Here is a 15,300-nt window from a genome sequence, read left to right on the forward strand (position 1 = left end):
ACTACAGCCGTTAAAGAACGCCGTCCTGCAAGCATGCGATACCTTCTGAGCGCGGTCAGAAACTCATAAGGTGATCGTGTTACTCATGATTTCTCGCTGCGCAAGTCATTTATGAGTTTTGCATTCATGATTTGCAGGTAAAAGACGATGGCCGCAAGCGGAAGCTTGCGGCCATCGAAGCGTCGAAACCGCGCTGCGCGCTGTCTACTGCATGCCTCAGCCGTGGTTGATCATGATGTGGCGAACGGCCGTGTAATCCTCGAGCGCGTAGACCGACATGTCCTTGCCGTAGCCCGACTGCTTGACGCCGCCATGCGGCATCTCGTTGGTCAGCATGAAGTGGGTGTTGATCCAGGTGCAGCCGTATTGCAGGCGCGAGGCTGCCTTCATCGCCCTGGAGATATCCTTGGTCCAGACGGAGGAGGCAAGGCCATAGTCGCTGTCGTTGGCCCAGGCGATGGCGTCGTCCTTGCCGGTGAAGCGGGTGACGGAGACGACGGGGCCGAAGACTTCGCGGCGCACGATCTCGTCTTCCTGGGTCGCGCCGGCCACAACCGTCGGCTGGAAGAAGAAGCCGTCGGTGCTGCCGGCGCTGCCGCCGGTGGTGATCTCGATGTGCTTCTGGTCGGCGGCGCGCTCGACGAAGCTTGCGACCCGGTCGCGCTGGCGCCGCGAGATCAGCGGGCCGATCTCGTTTTCGGTGTCGTCGGCGAGGTTGTAGCGGATGGTCGAGACGGCCGAGGTGAGGTCGGCGACCAGCTTCTCGTAAATGCCGGCCTCGGCATAGATGCGGCAGGCGGCGGTGCAGTCCTGGCCGGCATTGTAGTAGCCGAAGGTGCGGATGCCGTTGACGACGGCTTCAAGGTCGGCGTCGTCATAGACGATGACCGGAGCCTTGCCGCCGAGTTCGAGATGGGTGCGCTTGACGGTCTTGGCGGCCGCCGCCAGCACCTTCTTGCCGGTGGCGATGTCGCCTGTGATCGACACCATCGAGATCTTCGGATGGTTGATCAGCGCGTTGCCGACGGTTTCGCCGCGGCCGGAAACGACATTGACGACGCCTTCGGGAAGGATGTCGGCGAGCACGCGGGCAAGCTTCAGCGCCGTGAGCGGCGTCTGTTCGGACGGCTTGAAGACGACGGTGTTGCCGCCGGCGATCGCCGGCGCCAGCTTCCAGGCCATCATCATCAGCGGGTAGTTCCATGGCGCGATCGAGCCGACGATGCCGATCGGGTCGCGGCGGATCATCGAGGTGTGGCCGGGCAGGTACTCGCCGGCCGTCGGCGCATGCAGGTTGCGCACCGCACCCGCAAAGAACCGCCAGCAGTCGACGATCGCAGGCAACTCGTCGTTCTTCACCGCGTTGATCGGCTTGCCGCAGTTCAGCGCCTCAAGGGCGGCAAAACTGTCGGCATCCTTCTCGATCGCGTCGGCGATTTTCAGGAGATAGTTGGAGCGCTCGGCGGGTGTGGTCTGCGACCAGGTGGTGAAGGCCTGTTCGGCGGCGTCGACGGCGGCCTCGACCTGGGCATGCGAGGCTTCCGGCAGGTCGACGATCTTGCCGCCCGTCCGCGGGTTCAGGATGTGTTCGTCGGCCTCGGTGCCGGCCTCGAAGCGCGATCCGATCAGCAGTTGGGTGTCCATGTCTGTTCTCCCTTGAAAGTCGAGTTATTTGCCGGCGCCGGCGATCTGGTCGCCGTCGCGGGTGAGGTAGTAGGCGCCGAGGATCGGCAGGAAGGTGACGAGCACCACGACCATGGCGACAACGTTGGTGACGGGGCGTTGGCGCGGGCGGATCAGCTCTTCGAGCATCCAGATCGGCAGCGTCGATTGCTGCCCGGCGGTAAAGGTGGTGACGATCACCTCGTCGAAGGACAGCGCGAAGGCGAGCATGCCGCCGGCCAGCAGTGCCGTGCCGATGTTCGGAAGGATGATGTAGCGGAAGGTCTGGAAGCCGTCGGCGCCGAGGTCCATCGAGGCCTCGATCAGCGAGCCGGAGATCCGCCGGAAGCGGGCGACCGCATTGTTGTAGACGACGACGATGCAAAAGGTCGCGTGGCCGAGCACGATGGTCCAGAACGAGAAGGGGATGTCGGCCATCGAGAAGGCGGAGCGCAGCGCAATGCCGGTGATGATGCCGGGCAACGCGATCGGCAGGATGACGAGCAGCGAGATCGTCTCGCGGCCGAAGAAGCGCGTCTGGCTGACCGCGGCGGCGCAAAGCGTGCCGAGCACCAGCGCAACCGCGGTTGCGATCGAGGCGACCTTGACCGAAAGCGTCAGCGCCGCCCAGACGTCGGGCCGGTTCCAGGCAACGGCGAACCACTGCGTCGTCAGCCCCGGCGGCGGGAACTGGTAGCTCTTTTCCTCGGTCGTAAAGGCGTAGAGGAAGATCAACAGGATCGGCAGGTGCAGGAAGGCGAGGCCGACGCCGGCCGCGATCTTCAGGCCCATCGGCGTGCGGTTCAAGCGATCAGAGCGCATCGAAGGCCCCCATGCGTTTGGCCATGAACAGGTAGGCACCCATGATGACGATCGGCACCACGGTGAAGGCGGCGGCGAGCGGGATGTTGCCGGCCGTGCCCTGCTGGGCGTAGACCGCCTGGCCGATGAAGAGGCGGGACGAGCCGACGATCTGCGGGATAATGTAATCGCCGAGCGTCAGCGAGAAGGTGAAGATCGAGCCGGCGACGATGCCGGGCAGCGCCAGCGGAAAAAGCACGTAGCGGAAGGTCTGGGCCGGCGTGCCGCCGAGATCGGAGGACGCCTCGATCAGGTTGCCCTGCACGCGCTCGAGCGCTGCCTGGATCGGCAGGATCATGAAGGGCAGCCAGACATAGACGAAGACGATGAAGGTGCCGGTATAGCTGACCGAGAGCGAGTTGCCGCCGACGACGGGCAGCGCCAGCCAGGCGTCGAGCAGCCACATCAGATGCAGCTTTTCGAAGAACCAGGTGAGGATGCCTTCCTTGGCAAGGATCAGCTTCCAGGCGTAGATCTTGACCAGATAGCTCGACCAGAGCGGCAGCATGACGCCGAGATAGAAGAGCACCTTCCATTTTCCCTGCGCATAGCGCGCCGCATAATAGGCGATCGGGAAGGCGATGACGGCCGAGGCGAGCGTGACGGTTGCCGCCATCAGCACGGTGCGCAGGATGATGTCGAGATTGGTTTCGCTGAGGAGCTGGCGATAGGTCGAAAGCGTGAACTCGTAGTTGATCAGGCCCGAGAAATCGTCGATCGAGAAGAAGCTCTGCAGCAGAAGCGCAAAGAGCGAGCCCAGATAGACGACGCCGAGCCAGATGAGCGGCGGCGCGAGCATGATCATCAGAAGCAGATGCGGGTGCTTCCAGAAGAAGTCCGACAGGCGGCCGGCAGGTCCGCGGCGTTCGGCCACGACGAGGGGTTCGGCAAAGGCGGTCATGCGTCCTCCATCGGGTGCAGCTCGTGTGCGGCGAAGCTGATGGTGACGGGGCTGCCGAGCGCCGGCACGGCAAGGGCCGCGGGGCTGGCGACCGCGACGCGAGCGCCATCGACGTCGACGACGACGCGGTTGACGGCGCCGAGGAAGCTATGGGCCGCGACGGTGCCGGAGAGGCTGAGCGCGCCATCTACCGGCTGGGCGATGGCGATCGCCTCCGGACGCAGGCTGGCAAACGGCGCCGTCAGCCCGAGCCGCTGGCAGAGCTTTTGCGGCAGTACGTTGGACGAGCCGACGAAATCAGCAACAAACCGCGTCTTCGGCTGCTTGTAGACGTCTTCCGGGCGGCCGAGCTGCTGGATGCGACCATCGTTGAAGACGGCGATGCGGTCGGCCATCGACAGGGCCTCGCCCTGGTCGTGGGTGACGAAGACGAAGGTGATGCCGAGCGATTTCTGCAGGCTCTTCAGCTCCTCTTGCATCTGCTCGCGCAGCTTCAGGTCAAGCGCGCCGAGCGGTTCGTCGAGGAGCAGCACCTTGGGCTTATTGACGAGTGCGCGGGCAAGCGCCACGCGCTGGCGCTGGCCGCCGGAGAGCTGGCCGGGCCGGCGGGTGCCATAACCCGGCAGCTTGACCATGGCGAGCGCGTCTTCGGCCGCCTTGCGGCGCTCCTCGCGACCGACGCCCTTGACCATCAGCCCGTAGGCGACGTTGTCGAGGATCGAGAGATGCGGGAAGAGGGCGTAGTCCTGGAAGACGGTGTTGACGCTGCGGCGATAGGGCGGCACGCCCTCGGCGGTTTCACCGAAGATCTCGATATGGCCGCCGGTTGGCTGCTCGAAACCGGCCATCAGGCGCAGGCAGGTGGTCTTGCCGGAGCCGGAGGGGCCGAGCATGGCGAAGAACTCGCCCTCGGCAATCTCGAGGTTCACGCCATCGACGGCGCGCACGGCGCCGAAGTGGCGGGAAACATTGTCGAAGAGAACGGCGGTGGTCATTGAACTGCTCCGGAAATTTGGCCCCTCATCCCGCGGTGAGGGAAGGGCCCCTCATCCGCCCTGCCGGGCACCTTCTCCCCGCATGCGGGGCGAAGGAGACGTGCGGCGAGCGTCTTGCCTCAAATGCCTGGCGACAGCTTTGCCGGAGGCGTTCCCTCTCCCCGCGTGCGGGGAGAGGGCCAGGGTGAGGGGCAAATGCTTGCGATATGTCGCGACGGCTCAGCGGCCGCCGATCACGCCGATGTAGTCGGAGACCCAGCGGTGATAGGGCACGCATTCGCCCTGGCTTTCGCACTTCGTTACCGGCGTCTTCCAGAACTTGACCTTGTCGAAGTCCTCGTAGCCGTTGGTCTTGCAGCCTTCGTCGGTCAAGAGCGCATTGCCCTTGCAGGCAGCACCGACCGACGGGTTGGCGCCGAACCAGGCGGAGACGTCACCCTGCACCTTCGGCGACAGCGAGTGCTCCATCCACATATAGGCGCAGTTCGGATGGGCGCTGTCGGCATGCAGCATGGTGGTATCCGCCCATCCCGTCACGCCTTCTTCCGGAATGGTCGAGGCGATCGGCAGCTTTTCGGCTTCCATCAGGTTGACCTGGAACGGCCAGGAGCCGGAGGCGACGACACCTTCGTTCTTGAAGTCGTCGATCTGGATCATCGCGTCATGCCAATAGCGGCCGACCAGCTTGCGCTGGCCGCGCAGCAGTTCGAGTGCTGCCTTGTACTGGTCTTCGTTGAGTTCGTAGGGATTCTTGATGCCGAGCTCGGGCTTGTGGGCCATCAGATAGTTGGCGGCGTCGGCCACATGGATCGGGCCGTCATAGGCCTGGACGCGGCCCTTGTTGGACTTGCCGTCCGGCAGGTTCATCTCCTCGAAGACGACGTTCCAGCTCTTCGGCGCTTCGCCTTTGAAAGCCTCGCTATTGTACATCAGCACGTTCGGGCCCCAGACGTAAGGCGTGCCGTAGTGCACACCGTTGACCGTGTACCAGGGCGCGTTCTGCATGCGCTCGTCGATGGTCTTCCAGCTCGGGATGAGGTCGGTGTTGATTGGCTGGACGCGCTTGCCGGCAACCAGGCGCAGCGACGCGTCACCCGAAGCGGTGACGAGGTCGAAGCCGCCTTCGTTCATCAGCGCCACCATTTCGTCCGAGGTGGCGGCGGTCTTCACCGAGACCTTGCAGCCCGTCTGCTTTTCGAAATCGGTAACCCAGTCATATTCCTTGGCGGTCTCGCCACGCTCGATGTAGCCGGCCCAGGCGACGATGGAGAGTTCGCCTTCGCCCTTGCCGAGTTCCTTCAGCGGCTCCTGCGCGAAGGCCGGGGCGACAAGGCCCAGCGACAGGGTCAATGCCGTGCAGGATTTGAGCATCTGCTTCATCTGAATTCTCCCAGTTTTGAGCCGCGTTTTGCGGCTTCGTTCCCAGAATGAAGCGTGCCTTGGTTTCACCGTATTCGCAAATTCATTAAACAGAATGTCGCTTTCGGTTTTTCCGATATCGATCGTTCGAAAGCACGCCAAAGCTGTGGTTGTCGGCCTGAAAAATCGAATGAAAGCCGTGAATTAGCGCGGTCTGGCGCTTCGAAGCGCCTCGGCGATGCCGACGAAATCGCGTGCCGATTGTGGCAGGCCGGAGCCCTTGCGCCAGACCATGCCGACCTGCACCACGGGCAGCGCGCCCGAGACGTCACGGCTTTCGATGCGGTCGCCTTCAAGCGACCAGGGGCGGTAGACAAGATCGGGCAGAAGCGCGATTCCCGCACCGGTCGCGACCAGGCTGCGCACCGCCTCGACCGAGCGGGTGCGGAAGGCCACATGCGGGCGGGCGCCGAGTGCGGACAAAAGCTTGCCGGTATTCTCCTCGATTTCATCGACCGTCAGCATGATCAGCGGCTCCTTGGCGATATCGCTGACGGAGATGATGTCGGCGCTGACCAAGGGATGGCCGATCGGCAGCCACAGGCGGTAGGGCGAGGTTTCGAGGATTTCCGCCTGCAGCGCCATGCGGTCGCGCAGGTTGGAGATGACCATGACGGCGACGTCGAGTTCGCCGCCGATCAGCAGATGTTCGAGATAGGATCCGTTGTCCTCGATGGCGCTGACCTCGACGCCGGGGCAGGCGCGGCGATAGCGGGCGAGCAGGTCGGAAAGCACGTAGCCGGCGACCAGCGAAGTGACGCCGAGATTGAGCTTGCCGCCTGTCTCCTCGCGGCTGTCCGAAAAACTGCGTCTCGCGTCGGAGACGTTGGCGAGGATTTTCGTCGCATGGCGCAGGAACTGGTGGCCGTTATGGGTGATCGACAGGCCGCGCGGATGGCGGTCGAAGAGCTCGACGCCGAGATCGCCTTCAAGCTCCTTGATCGCCTCGGTGATCGAGGATTGCGAGATCGACAAGTTCTGCGCCGCACGGGTGATCGATCCCTGTTCGGCGACGGCGACGAAATACTGCAACTGTCTGAACGTGAAGGCCATGGCGCGAGTTAATAGGTGCGGGGCGGGGCTGGCAAGCGGGGTGAAGTGCTTCCGCATCGGCCGGTGATTATTTCCGGTCATGTCGGTTTTCGGACAGGGAGCCGGGAAGCCGGTGCTAAGCTGGCGCGAAAGCGGGATGGGAGGGAAGAGGATCATGGATCAGGTGACCAAGCGGCCGATGCCGACGGAGGAGGGGATCCTTGCCTTTCACCGCCGCTGCGAGGACTTCTATCCTGCCGATGCGGTCGATGCGTCGATCGAACAGCAGCGCAAATGGTATGACGCGCTCTGCGCCGAATTCGATGCGCCGAGCCCGGCAGGGCTGACGCGAGAGGATACGCTTGTCGACGGCTGTATTCCGATCCGGCGCTACCGGCCGGCTAAGGTCTCGACCGAAATCCGCATCTACTACATCCACGGCGGCGGCTTCGTCGTCGGCTCTCTCGACAGCCATGACGCGATCTGTGCCGAGCTTGCGGATTTCGCCCAGGCCGAGCTGGTCTCGGTCGATTATCGCCTGGCGCCGGAGCACGTCTGGCCGGCGGCCTTCGACGACAGCTATGCCGTGCTTCAGGAATTGTTGTCCGATGGTCGCCCGGTCATCGTTGCCGGCGACAGCGCCGGCGGCAATCTCACGGCGGGCATCATCTTGAAGGCGCGAGCCGAAGGCATCACCGGCATCGTCGGCCAGGTGCTGATCTATCCCGGCCTCGGCGGCGATCTCGTCTCGGGGTCTTATGCCGACATGGCCGAGGCTCCGGGGCTGACGACGGCCGATGTCGGCTACTATCGTGACATCCTCAAGGCGCCGATGGGTAATCCCTTCGCCGCACCGCTTGCCGAAACGGATCTCACGGGCCTGCCGCCGAGCTACATCACCGGCGCCTTCTTCGATCCCTTGCGCGACGATGCCCGTACCTATGCAGCCCGCCTTGCCGCCGCCGGCGTCAACGTCACCTTCCGCGAGGAACCACAGATGATCCATGCCTGGCTCAGGGCGCGGCATATGAGCGAGGGCGCGCGCGAAGGCTTTCGGCGGCTGGCGGAGGGTGTGGCCGTTCTCGTCGGGACACGCTGAAGCGCTGTCGGGCACGCCGCCCATTCAAAGCGGGGAGGCGGTCCTTTTGTGCTAGCTCTTCGCCTTGAACACCAGCACCGGGTTTGCGCGGAAGCTCTGCGGGAAAAGCGCCCGGAGGTTCTCGATCTTCGGCAGGTCGTTATAGACGATGTAGGGGTGCGTCGGGTTTCGCGTCAGGAAATCCTGGTGGTAGTCCTCGGCCGCGTAGAAGCCTTTGAAGGGCGAGACCTGTGTAACGATCTTTGAGGGAAAGGCACCGGATTTTCCGAGTTCGGCGATATAGGTATCGGCGATCTTCTTCTGCTCGTCCGTGACGGCGAAAAGAGCTGAGCGATACTGCGTGCCGTGATCTGGCCCCTGGTAGTTGAGCTGCGTCGGGTTGTGGGCGACGGAGAAGAAGACCTGCAGGAGCTGGCCATAGCTCACCTCGCGTGGGTCGAAGGTCACTTCGACGGATTCCGCATGACCGGTTTTGCCGCCGCTCACCGTTTCGTAATCGGCGGTCGCAGCAGTGCCGCCGGAGTAACCCGAGACGGCCTTCTTCACGCCCTTGAGATGCTGGAAGACGCCCTGCACGCCCCAGAAACAGCCGCCGGCAAAGACGGCGATTTCCGTCGATGCGGATGACTTCTCGTCGAGCGAGGGCGGCGGGATGACGACGGCCGGTTCCTCAGCGGCGACGATCGGCGCCGACGCCAGCAGCGCGATCAGGGCCGCGGCCATTCTCGTGAGGGGTCTGTCAGAACTCTGTGCCGACTTGCTGCGCGCCATCGCGTCCTCCCATCGCCCGGCTCCGACGCCGGGCGTTCGATGACCTCATGTTTTCATGGGAATGGCAACGGTCAAATCGCGATCGCGTGCTTCACGCCAACGTGACGATCCGCTACCACTTTCCAAGGAGAAGCATTCGAAACGGGGGAATGACATGGCCGGAGAAACGGATCTCGCAAAGCTCCTGGCGGCGATGAACCCGGTGCTGTTTCCGCAGACCTATGTCTATTGCACCGTCGCCTATCGCGATGCCGCGCGCTATCAGGCACTGGAGGCGCTCGCCACCTATCGCGAGGACGAGGGGCTGACGCTGGTCGTTACCCGCGCGGCCGCCGACGAGGCGGGGCTCGCCTACGGGCCGCTGCTTCGCCGTATCACGCTCAACGTGCATTCGGCGCTCGAAGCCGTGGGCCTGACAGCGGCCGTTTCGGCCGCGCTGACCCGCGAGGGCATCAGCGCCAATGTGATCGCCGCCTACTACCACGACCACATCTTCGTGCCGGAAGCGGACGCCGAGCGCGCGCTTGACGCTCTGCGGGCGCTGACCGTCGCCTGACTGGCCGCGCGCTTACATGAAGCGCGTATCGGCGGGCGGGTTGAAATGATCGTCGTCGCGGCCGTTTTCGTAGATGATCGGCGCCTCGGCGAATTCGGCATCGCTGACGCTATCGAGGCAGGCGACGTTGACCGCGAAGAAATGGCCGATGAAATCCTTGTGGTAGCCGCGCGAAAAGGGCCGGACGCCGCAGCGGCTGCAGAAATAGTGATCGACGTCGCCGACGATCCAGCTCGAATTGTCGGCCCGGTAGCTCGTGAGCTTCTCCTTGCCGGCGGTGATCTCGAACTCCTCGCGCAGCGCGAAGGCCTTCTGCATGCGCGTCTTGGCGCAGAAGGAACAGTTGCAGCGGCGGATGCCCTCGGCAAGGTCGAGTTGGCATTCGAAGGTGACGGCCTGGCAATGGCAGCTGCCGCGATAGAGCTTCTTCATCAGTTCCTCCCTGAAGTTTGACAGGTTTCACCGTTCGCCGGCCGGAGGGCCGGCGTCGATGAGCTGTGCCGCTGACGGCTTTCGTTCCGGCGCCTCGCGCCGCTTGCTCATCTCACGTGACGCGGTTCGGACGGGAAATCGCGGCGCGCGCGTTGCCCTATCCGACCGTTCCGGTCGTTGCCGGGCGATCGGCAATGACCGGGTCCGTGCCCTCGCCATCATCCTTCGCCTTGCGCAGAAGCAAATAGGCGATGAGGGCCGTCACCAGCGACAGGAGCACGCAGATCGACGCCGTGAAGGTGAAGGACTGGGTGAAGACATCGCGGGCGGCGGTCAGCAGCCGCTCGGCCTCCGCCGGGGGCAGGTCGGCGGCGACCGCAACCGCACCGCCGAGCGTCTGGCGCGCCACCGCGATCTGTTCTTCCGGCAGGCCGCTGACAGCCAGTTGGTCCATGCGGCCGCGATAGGCCGAGGTCAAAAGGCTGCCGAGCACGGCGATGCCGAGCGCGCCGCCGAACTCGAAGCTGGTCTCCGAAATCGCCGAGGCGGCACCGGCGCGTTCCGGCGGCGCCGAGCCGACGATCATGTCGGTCGTCAAGGTGCCGACCGGGGCAAAGCCGAGGCAGAGCACGACGAGGCCGGTCGTGACGAGGAGGGGACTGCTCGACGTGCCGACCTGGGTGCAGATGGCAAAGCCGATCGCCGTCAGCACGAAGCCCGCGGCAATCAGGTTGGAGGCGGCAAACCGAGTGGCGAGCATCGGCACCGTCATCGAGGCGACGACCATGGCGACACCCGTCGGCACCGACCAGAGGCCGGCGACGAAGGGCGAGAGCCCGAGCACCAGCTGCAGGTACTGCGCCACGAACAGGAAGGCGCCGAAGCCGACGAAGAGGCCGAGGATGTTGACGCCAAGGGCGGCGCTGAAGGCGGGCGTCTTGAACAGCGACAGGTCGATCAGCGGATCGGCGAGGCGAAGCTGGCGCCGCGCAAACAGGATCGCGACGACGATGCCGAGCAGGATGAAGAACACCGCAATCGTATCGGATCCCGCCTCGGCGATGTGCTTCATGCCGTAGATCACCGAAAGTACAGCGACGAGCGACTGGGCGGCGCTGATGAGGTCGATCCGTCCGGCCTCGGGGTCGCGGAATTCCGGCAGGAGGATCGGGCCGAGGATGAGAATCAACACCATGACCGGCACCGCCAGCAGGAAGACCGAGCCCCACCAGAACTGCGAGAGCATGAGGCCGCCAACCACGGGGCCGATGGCGCCGCCGGCCGAGAAGCTGGCGATCCAGACGCCGATCGCGAAGGTGCGCTGGCGATCGTCGAGGAACATGTTGCGGATGAGCGAGAGCGTGGACGGCGCAAGCGTGGCTGCGGCCACGCCAAGCACGGCGCGCGCGATGATCAGCGTTTCGGCATTCCAGGCAAAGGCGGCGAAGATCGATGCAAGGCCGAAGGCGATCGAGCCGATCATCAGCAGACGACGGCGGCCGATGCGGTCGCCGAGCGTGCCCATGGTGATCAAGGAGCCCGCGACCATGAAGCCGTAGACGTCGATGATCCAGAGAAGCTGGGAGGCCGAGGGCTTGAGTTGTTCGGCCAGTTGCGGAACCGCAAGGTTCAGCACGGTCAGGTCCATGGAATAGAGCATGCAGGGCAGCGCCAGCACGGCGAGCCCGATCCATTCGCGCCGGGTCGCCTTCGGACCGGGCGCATTTTCGGTTTCAAGGTTTGCGATCTCAGACATGGTCGACATAATCCCTGAGCCGCTCGAGGCACTCGCCCCAGCCTTCCTGGTGCGAGTCGCGCTCTTCGGCGGTCTCGAATGGTGTTTGCTGGAAGGTGAGCCGCGTCCTGCCGCCGATATCGGCGAGGGAAACGGTGATCAGCGTGTCGGCGCCGGGCTCACCCTCTTCGTCCCAGGCGAAGGTGAAGACCAGTTTCTCCGGTTCGCGCACCTCGCGATACAGGCCGCTCATCCAATAGTCCTGGCCCTCGGGCGAACGGATGCAGGCGCGCCAGGCGCCGCCCGGACGAAAGTCCATGCTGACCGAATGCGGCGTGAAATCCCGCGGCCCCCACCAGCGCAGCAGATGCTCCGGTGTCGACCAGACCTTGAAGACCAGGCTCACCGGCGCGTCGAAGTCGCGGACGATTTCCAGGCTGATATCCTTGCGCGTCGCGTTTGCGGTTGCCGCTTGCATCAATGCCTCCTCCTCCGGGCGCCCCGATGCGCCCAGTCTTTAACCTTAGAGTTATTTAACTTATCGGTTAATATCTGCGCGCAACGGAGCTTGTCAAGGCACGCAGAGGCCTCGACCTGATTTTTGTCAGGTCTGGAGAGGGACGGGAAAGAAGGCGCGCGGCCCGCCTAGCTGGCCGGGGCCATCGAGCAGCGCGCCTTGAGGCGGGAAAGCACCCGGCCGAAGGCTGCCGGATCCTCGAGGCTGCGGGCGAGGATCAACGCGCCCTGGATGCCGCCGACGATTTCCTCGGCAAGGGCGCTGCATTCTGCCGCCGGGGCGCCTGCGCGTTCGAGCGTCGCGGCGAGTTCCGTGCGCCAATCGGTGAAGTAGCCGTTGAGCTCGCGGGCGAAGCGGTCATGGGCGCCGCTTGCGGCAATCACGCCCATGAGGCAAAGCCTGCGGCCCTGGCGAAAGTAGCTGTCCACGCTGGCAAACATCGCTTCGATAGCTTCTACCGGGTCTTCGCCTTCGCGCAGCGCGTCGAAAATATGGGCGCGGAACCAGGCAGAGATGTCGGCAAGCACCGCCTCTGCCATCTCCTCCTTTCCGCCGGGGAAGAAGTGGTAGAGGCTGCCTTTGCCAAGGCCGGTTTTTTCTGTGATCAGGCTGAGGCTGGTGCCGTCATAGCCATGTTCGCGGAAGGTTTCCGCGAGCGTTGCGATGACGTCCTTTCGCTCAGTGACAATGCGGCTCATGCGGGCTTCCTCACCAGCGGATACTCCACCCTGGCAAAACGGTGAAAGAGGGCACCGACAGCGACGAGGATCAGCGAGCCGGTCAGCACCGGGAAGAGCAGGAACTCGAAGCCGGGATCGGCCGAGAAGACGACGAGCGGATTGGCGCCTGCCGGCGGATGGGTGATGCGCAGCGCCGCCATCAGCGCGATCGCCGCGCCAACGGCAATGGCGACCGCCCACCATTCGTTGGGAAAGAGCGCGCGCAGGATCAGGCCGACGAGGGTGGCGACGACATGGCCGCCGACGACATTGGCCGGTTGCGACAGCGGGCTTGATGCGACCGAGAAGATCAGCACGCAGCTGGCGCCAAAGGGGGCCATCAGCATGGGATGGCCAACGAGGTTGGTCAGCGCGCCGACGGCGGCGATGGCGACAACACCACCTATGCCGGCGATCAGGCCGCGATTGATATGGACGGGAGGCTGGTGACGCGAGAAGAAGTGGCGCATTTGTGTACCAATCGGTAAAGTGTTTACCGATTGGTACAGCGCGTTTACGCGAAAGTCAAGCGAAGGGCGCCGGGCGGAGAGGACGTTGCCAATCCGCCCGGCCGTACCGAGGCTATGCCCTACATGAAGTCGCGAGGGATGCGCCTTTCGAAGTGCTTCTCGAAGATCCGCGTTTCGCCTTCATAGGCGACGACTTCGGCCTCGGTGACCCACTCGGCTGCGGTGCAGCGCAACGTTGCGGTCGAGACCGTGCGCACCGACCAGCCTTCGCGCCGGGCGATGCAGGTCCAGGTCGAGGTGCCGATCATCGACAGTGGATCGTCGGGCGCGATCGACCAGGTTTCGTCGCGGATGTCCTGGGTGGCAAGGCCGGTGTCGGGGTGTTCCGAAAGGCCGGTATCCTCATAGATCCGGTAGTGGGTCATGCCGTGGGTCAGGTCGCGCTCGACGGTGCGGCTGGTGTTGCCGCGCGCCAGTTCGCGGTACTTCGGCAGGGGATCCGGGTTTTCCGGCTCGGGTACGACGATCTCCCGATGGGCGCCGAGCAGCGGAAGTGCAAGCGACAGGCTCGCCGTATCGATCGAAAGGCCGGGATCGGTCGGCTGAGGCAGGATCAGCGGCCAGTAGGCGGTCGACAGCGACACGCGGATGCGGTTGCCCGCGCGGAAGCGGTAGCCGCAGGCGTCGAGCGTAAGCGTGATCCGCGTCCTGCGGCCGGGTTCCATCGCCCGAGGGCTGGCATTGCCGTCGCGGTGCGAAAGGTTGAGTACGCCGAAGGCGACGCGGGTCGCCGTGCCATCCGGATGCACGTCGACGAGGCGGACGGCAAGATTGGCGTTTGCCGCCTGGCAGGTGACGTCAACCGTCAGCGTCGGCTGGCCGAGATAGTCGGCAGCAGCCAGCAGCGGCGCCGTCTCAAACGTAAGCGAACCGACATCATCGATGCGCTGGTCGCCGGCCATTTCGGCATCGGGCTTCAGCGTGAAATACTCGCCGGATGCGGTGCCGGTATCGAGCGGCGATTTCAGATAGATCTCGCCGATGCCAGTGCCACCGGCCGACGGCGTCAGCCTGTTGTCATGCGAAACGCCGAAGAGCTGCATTTCCGGCGTTGCCCAGGCGTCCTTCGCCACCCAGCGGCCGGGATCGCTGTCACGTCTCAGCGACGGGCGCGGACCGTCGAGGATGTAGGCGCGGACCTGCGGCCCTTTCTCGGCGCCGTTTTCGTCGTCGCGCAGCCAGCGGTTCCACCAGCGGATCGCCTCGCCATGAAAATCGGCGCGGGGCTTGGGGAAGGCGAAATGCGGATACTTGTGCACCCAGGGGCCGATCAGCGCCTTGGCCTTGTTGCCAAGGCCCTCGACCGCCTTCAAGGGCGTGTTGCGGTAGCCGTCGGCCCAGCCGGCAATGACCAGGGCCGGGATCTCGACCTTGTCGAAATCTTCTGAGATCGAGCCGTGCTGCCAGAAGGCGTCGCGGCGCTGGTGCTCCAGCCACTCCTCCATGAAGTAGGGTTCGTTCTCCAGCCGCTCCATCCACATCGCCTTCCAGCGGTCGCCGACGATATCGGGATCGGGTGAGCGCGACTGGTAGGCAAGCATCGTCGCTGCCCAGGAAAGCTGGGCGGAGAGGTGGCAGCCGTTCTTGTAGTGGATGTCGTCGTTGTAGCGGTCGACGGTGGACGCGATGGAGATGACGGCTTTGAGCGCTGGCGGCTTCAGGGCCGCGACCTGCAGGCAGTTGAAGCCGCCCCAGGAGATGCCCATCATCCCGACCTTGCCATTCGACCAGGGCTGGGCGGCGATCCATTCGATGATCTCGCAGCCGTCGGAAAGCTCACGCGGCGTATATTCGCCGTCGATCACGCCCTCGCTTTCGCCGGAACCGCGGATGTCGACGCGCACACCGGCAATGCCGGCGGCGGCAAAGACCGGATAGGTGGATTCGTCACGCAGGCTGGTGCCGCCCTGCTTGCGGTAGGGCAGATATTCGAGCACGGCCGGGACCGGCTCGCTATTGGCGCCATCCGGCATCCAGATGCGGGCGGCAAGCACGGTGCCGTCCTTCAGCCGGATCCATTCGTTTTCGATGACTGTGAATTCGCGTTCTGACATGTGGTTCTAACGATCTC

Annotated in this window: 15 protein-coding genes; 2 read left to right on the forward strand and 13 right to left on the reverse strand. The window is 64.4% G+C overall.

Features of this window, described 5'->3' with window-relative positions; genetic code table 11:
- Nucleotides 1-216: 216 nt before the first annotated feature.
- The 6 genes from XB14_RS03975 to XB14_RS04000 form a co-directional block, all read right to left on the reverse strand.
- A complete protein-coding gene (locus XB14_RS03975; protein ID WP_077960337.1) occupies nucleotides 217-1,644 on the reverse strand; it encodes a gamma-aminobutyraldehyde dehydrogenase in 1,428 nt (475 codons plus the stop codon).
- A gap of 24 nt (nucleotides 1,645-1,668) precedes the next feature.
- The gene (locus XB14_RS03980; protein ID WP_077960338.1) at nucleotides 1,669-2,484 is read right to left on the reverse strand and encodes an ABC transporter permease; all 816 of its coding nucleotides are present in this window, start codon (nucleotides 2,482-2,484) and stop codon (nucleotides 1,669-1,671) included.
- On the reverse strand, nucleotides 2,474-3,424 hold the full coding sequence (locus XB14_RS03985) for an ABC transporter permease (protein WP_077960341.1): 951 nt from the start codon (nucleotides 3,422-3,424) through the stop codon (nucleotides 2,474-2,476). The genes XB14_RS03980 and XB14_RS03985 overlap by 11 nt, the downstream gene beginning before the upstream one ends.
- Nucleotides 3,421-4,419: an ABC transporter ATP-binding protein gene (locus XB14_RS03990; protein ID WP_077960343.1), complete on the reverse strand. Its 999-nt coding sequence runs from the start codon at nucleotides 4,417-4,419 to the stop codon at nucleotides 3,421-3,423. The genes XB14_RS03985 and XB14_RS03990 overlap by 4 nt, the downstream gene beginning before the upstream one ends.
- Before the next feature lie 219 nt (nucleotides 4,420-4,638).
- Nucleotides 4,639-5,799: an ABC transporter substrate-binding protein gene (locus XB14_RS03995; protein ID WP_077960344.1), complete on the reverse strand. Its 1,161-nt coding sequence runs from the start codon at nucleotides 5,797-5,799 to the stop codon at nucleotides 4,639-4,641.
- 183 nt (nucleotides 5,800-5,982) lie between these two features.
- The gene (locus XB14_RS04000; RefSeq protein ID WP_077960351.1) at nucleotides 5,983-6,891 is read right to left on the reverse strand and encodes a LysR family transcriptional regulator; all 909 of its coding nucleotides are present in this window, start codon (nucleotides 6,889-6,891) and stop codon (nucleotides 5,983-5,985) included.
- Between the two features lie 154 nt (nucleotides 6,892-7,045).
- Between XB14_RS04000 and XB14_RS04005 the strand changes: the two genes are divergently transcribed.
- On the forward strand, nucleotides 7,046-7,969 hold the full coding sequence (locus XB14_RS04005; RefSeq protein WP_077960353.1) for an alpha/beta hydrolase: 924 nt from the start codon (nucleotides 7,046-7,048) through the stop codon (nucleotides 7,967-7,969).
- Between the two features lie 51 nt (nucleotides 7,970-8,020).
- On the opposite strand, the gene msrA is transcribed toward XB14_RS04005, so the two are convergent.
- Complete coding sequence (gene msrA / locus XB14_RS04010; protein ID WP_077960355.1) at nucleotides 8,021-8,692, reverse strand: peptide-methionine (S)-S-oxide reductase MsrA; 672 nt, start codon at nucleotides 8,690-8,692, stop codon at nucleotides 8,021-8,023.
- 202 nt (nucleotides 8,693-8,894) lie between these two features.
- On the opposite strand from msrA, the gene XB14_RS04015 reads away from it, so the two are divergent.
- Nucleotides 8,895-9,296 carry an ACT domain-containing protein gene (locus XB14_RS04015; RefSeq protein WP_077960357.1) on the forward strand — a complete coding sequence of 134 codons (402 nt, stop codon included), beginning with the start codon at nucleotides 8,895-8,897 and terminating at the stop codon, nucleotides 9,294-9,296.
- Nucleotides 9,297-9,308: 12 nt separating this feature from the next.
- Here the strand turns inward: XB14_RS04015 and XB14_RS04020 are convergent, their stop codons facing one another.
- The 6 genes from XB14_RS04020 to XB14_RS04045 all read right to left on the reverse strand — a co-directional run bounded on the left by XB14_RS04020 (nucleotide 9,309) and on the right by XB14_RS04045 (nucleotide 15,283).
- Entirely contained in the window at nucleotides 9,309-9,728 is a 420-nt protein-coding gene (locus tag XB14_RS04020) for a GFA family protein (protein ID WP_077960360.1), read from the reverse strand.
- Between the two features lie 157 nt (nucleotides 9,729-9,885).
- Nucleotides 9,886-11,484 (reverse strand): MFS transporter, encoded by a 1,599-nt coding sequence (locus XB14_RS04025; RefSeq protein WP_077961867.1) that lies wholly within the window; start codon nucleotides 11,482-11,484, stop codon nucleotides 9,886-9,888.
- Nucleotides 11,477-11,941: an SRPBCC family protein gene (locus XB14_RS04030; protein WP_077960362.1), complete on the reverse strand. Its 465-nt coding sequence runs from the start codon at nucleotides 11,939-11,941 to the stop codon at nucleotides 11,477-11,479. Before XB14_RS04030 ends, XB14_RS04025 begins: the two co-directional genes overlap by 8 nt.
- 167 nt (nucleotides 11,942-12,108) lie before the next feature.
- Nucleotides 12,109-12,678 (reverse strand): TetR/AcrR family transcriptional regulator, encoded by a 570-nt coding sequence (locus XB14_RS04035; protein WP_077960364.1) that lies wholly within the window; start codon nucleotides 12,676-12,678, stop codon nucleotides 12,109-12,111.
- Nucleotides 12,675-13,169 carry an HPP family protein gene (locus XB14_RS04040; RefSeq protein ID WP_077960366.1) on the reverse strand — a complete coding sequence of 165 codons (495 nt, stop codon included), beginning with the start codon at nucleotides 13,167-13,169 and terminating at the stop codon, nucleotides 12,675-12,677. The genes XB14_RS04035 and XB14_RS04040 overlap by 4 nt, the downstream gene beginning before the upstream one ends.
- A gap of 119 nt (nucleotides 13,170-13,288) precedes the next feature.
- Nucleotides 13,289-15,283: a CocE/NonD family hydrolase gene (locus XB14_RS04045; protein ID WP_077960372.1), complete on the reverse strand. Its 1,995-nt coding sequence runs from the start codon at nucleotides 15,281-15,283 to the stop codon at nucleotides 13,289-13,291.
- Between the last annotated feature and the right edge of the window lie 17 nt (nucleotides 15,284-15,300).

Origin of the sequence: Ensifer adhaerens (genome assembly GCF_002007205.1) — a bacterium.
GTDB lineage: Bacteria > Pseudomonadota > Alphaproteobacteria > Rhizobiales > Rhizobiaceae > Ensifer > Ensifer adhaerens_D.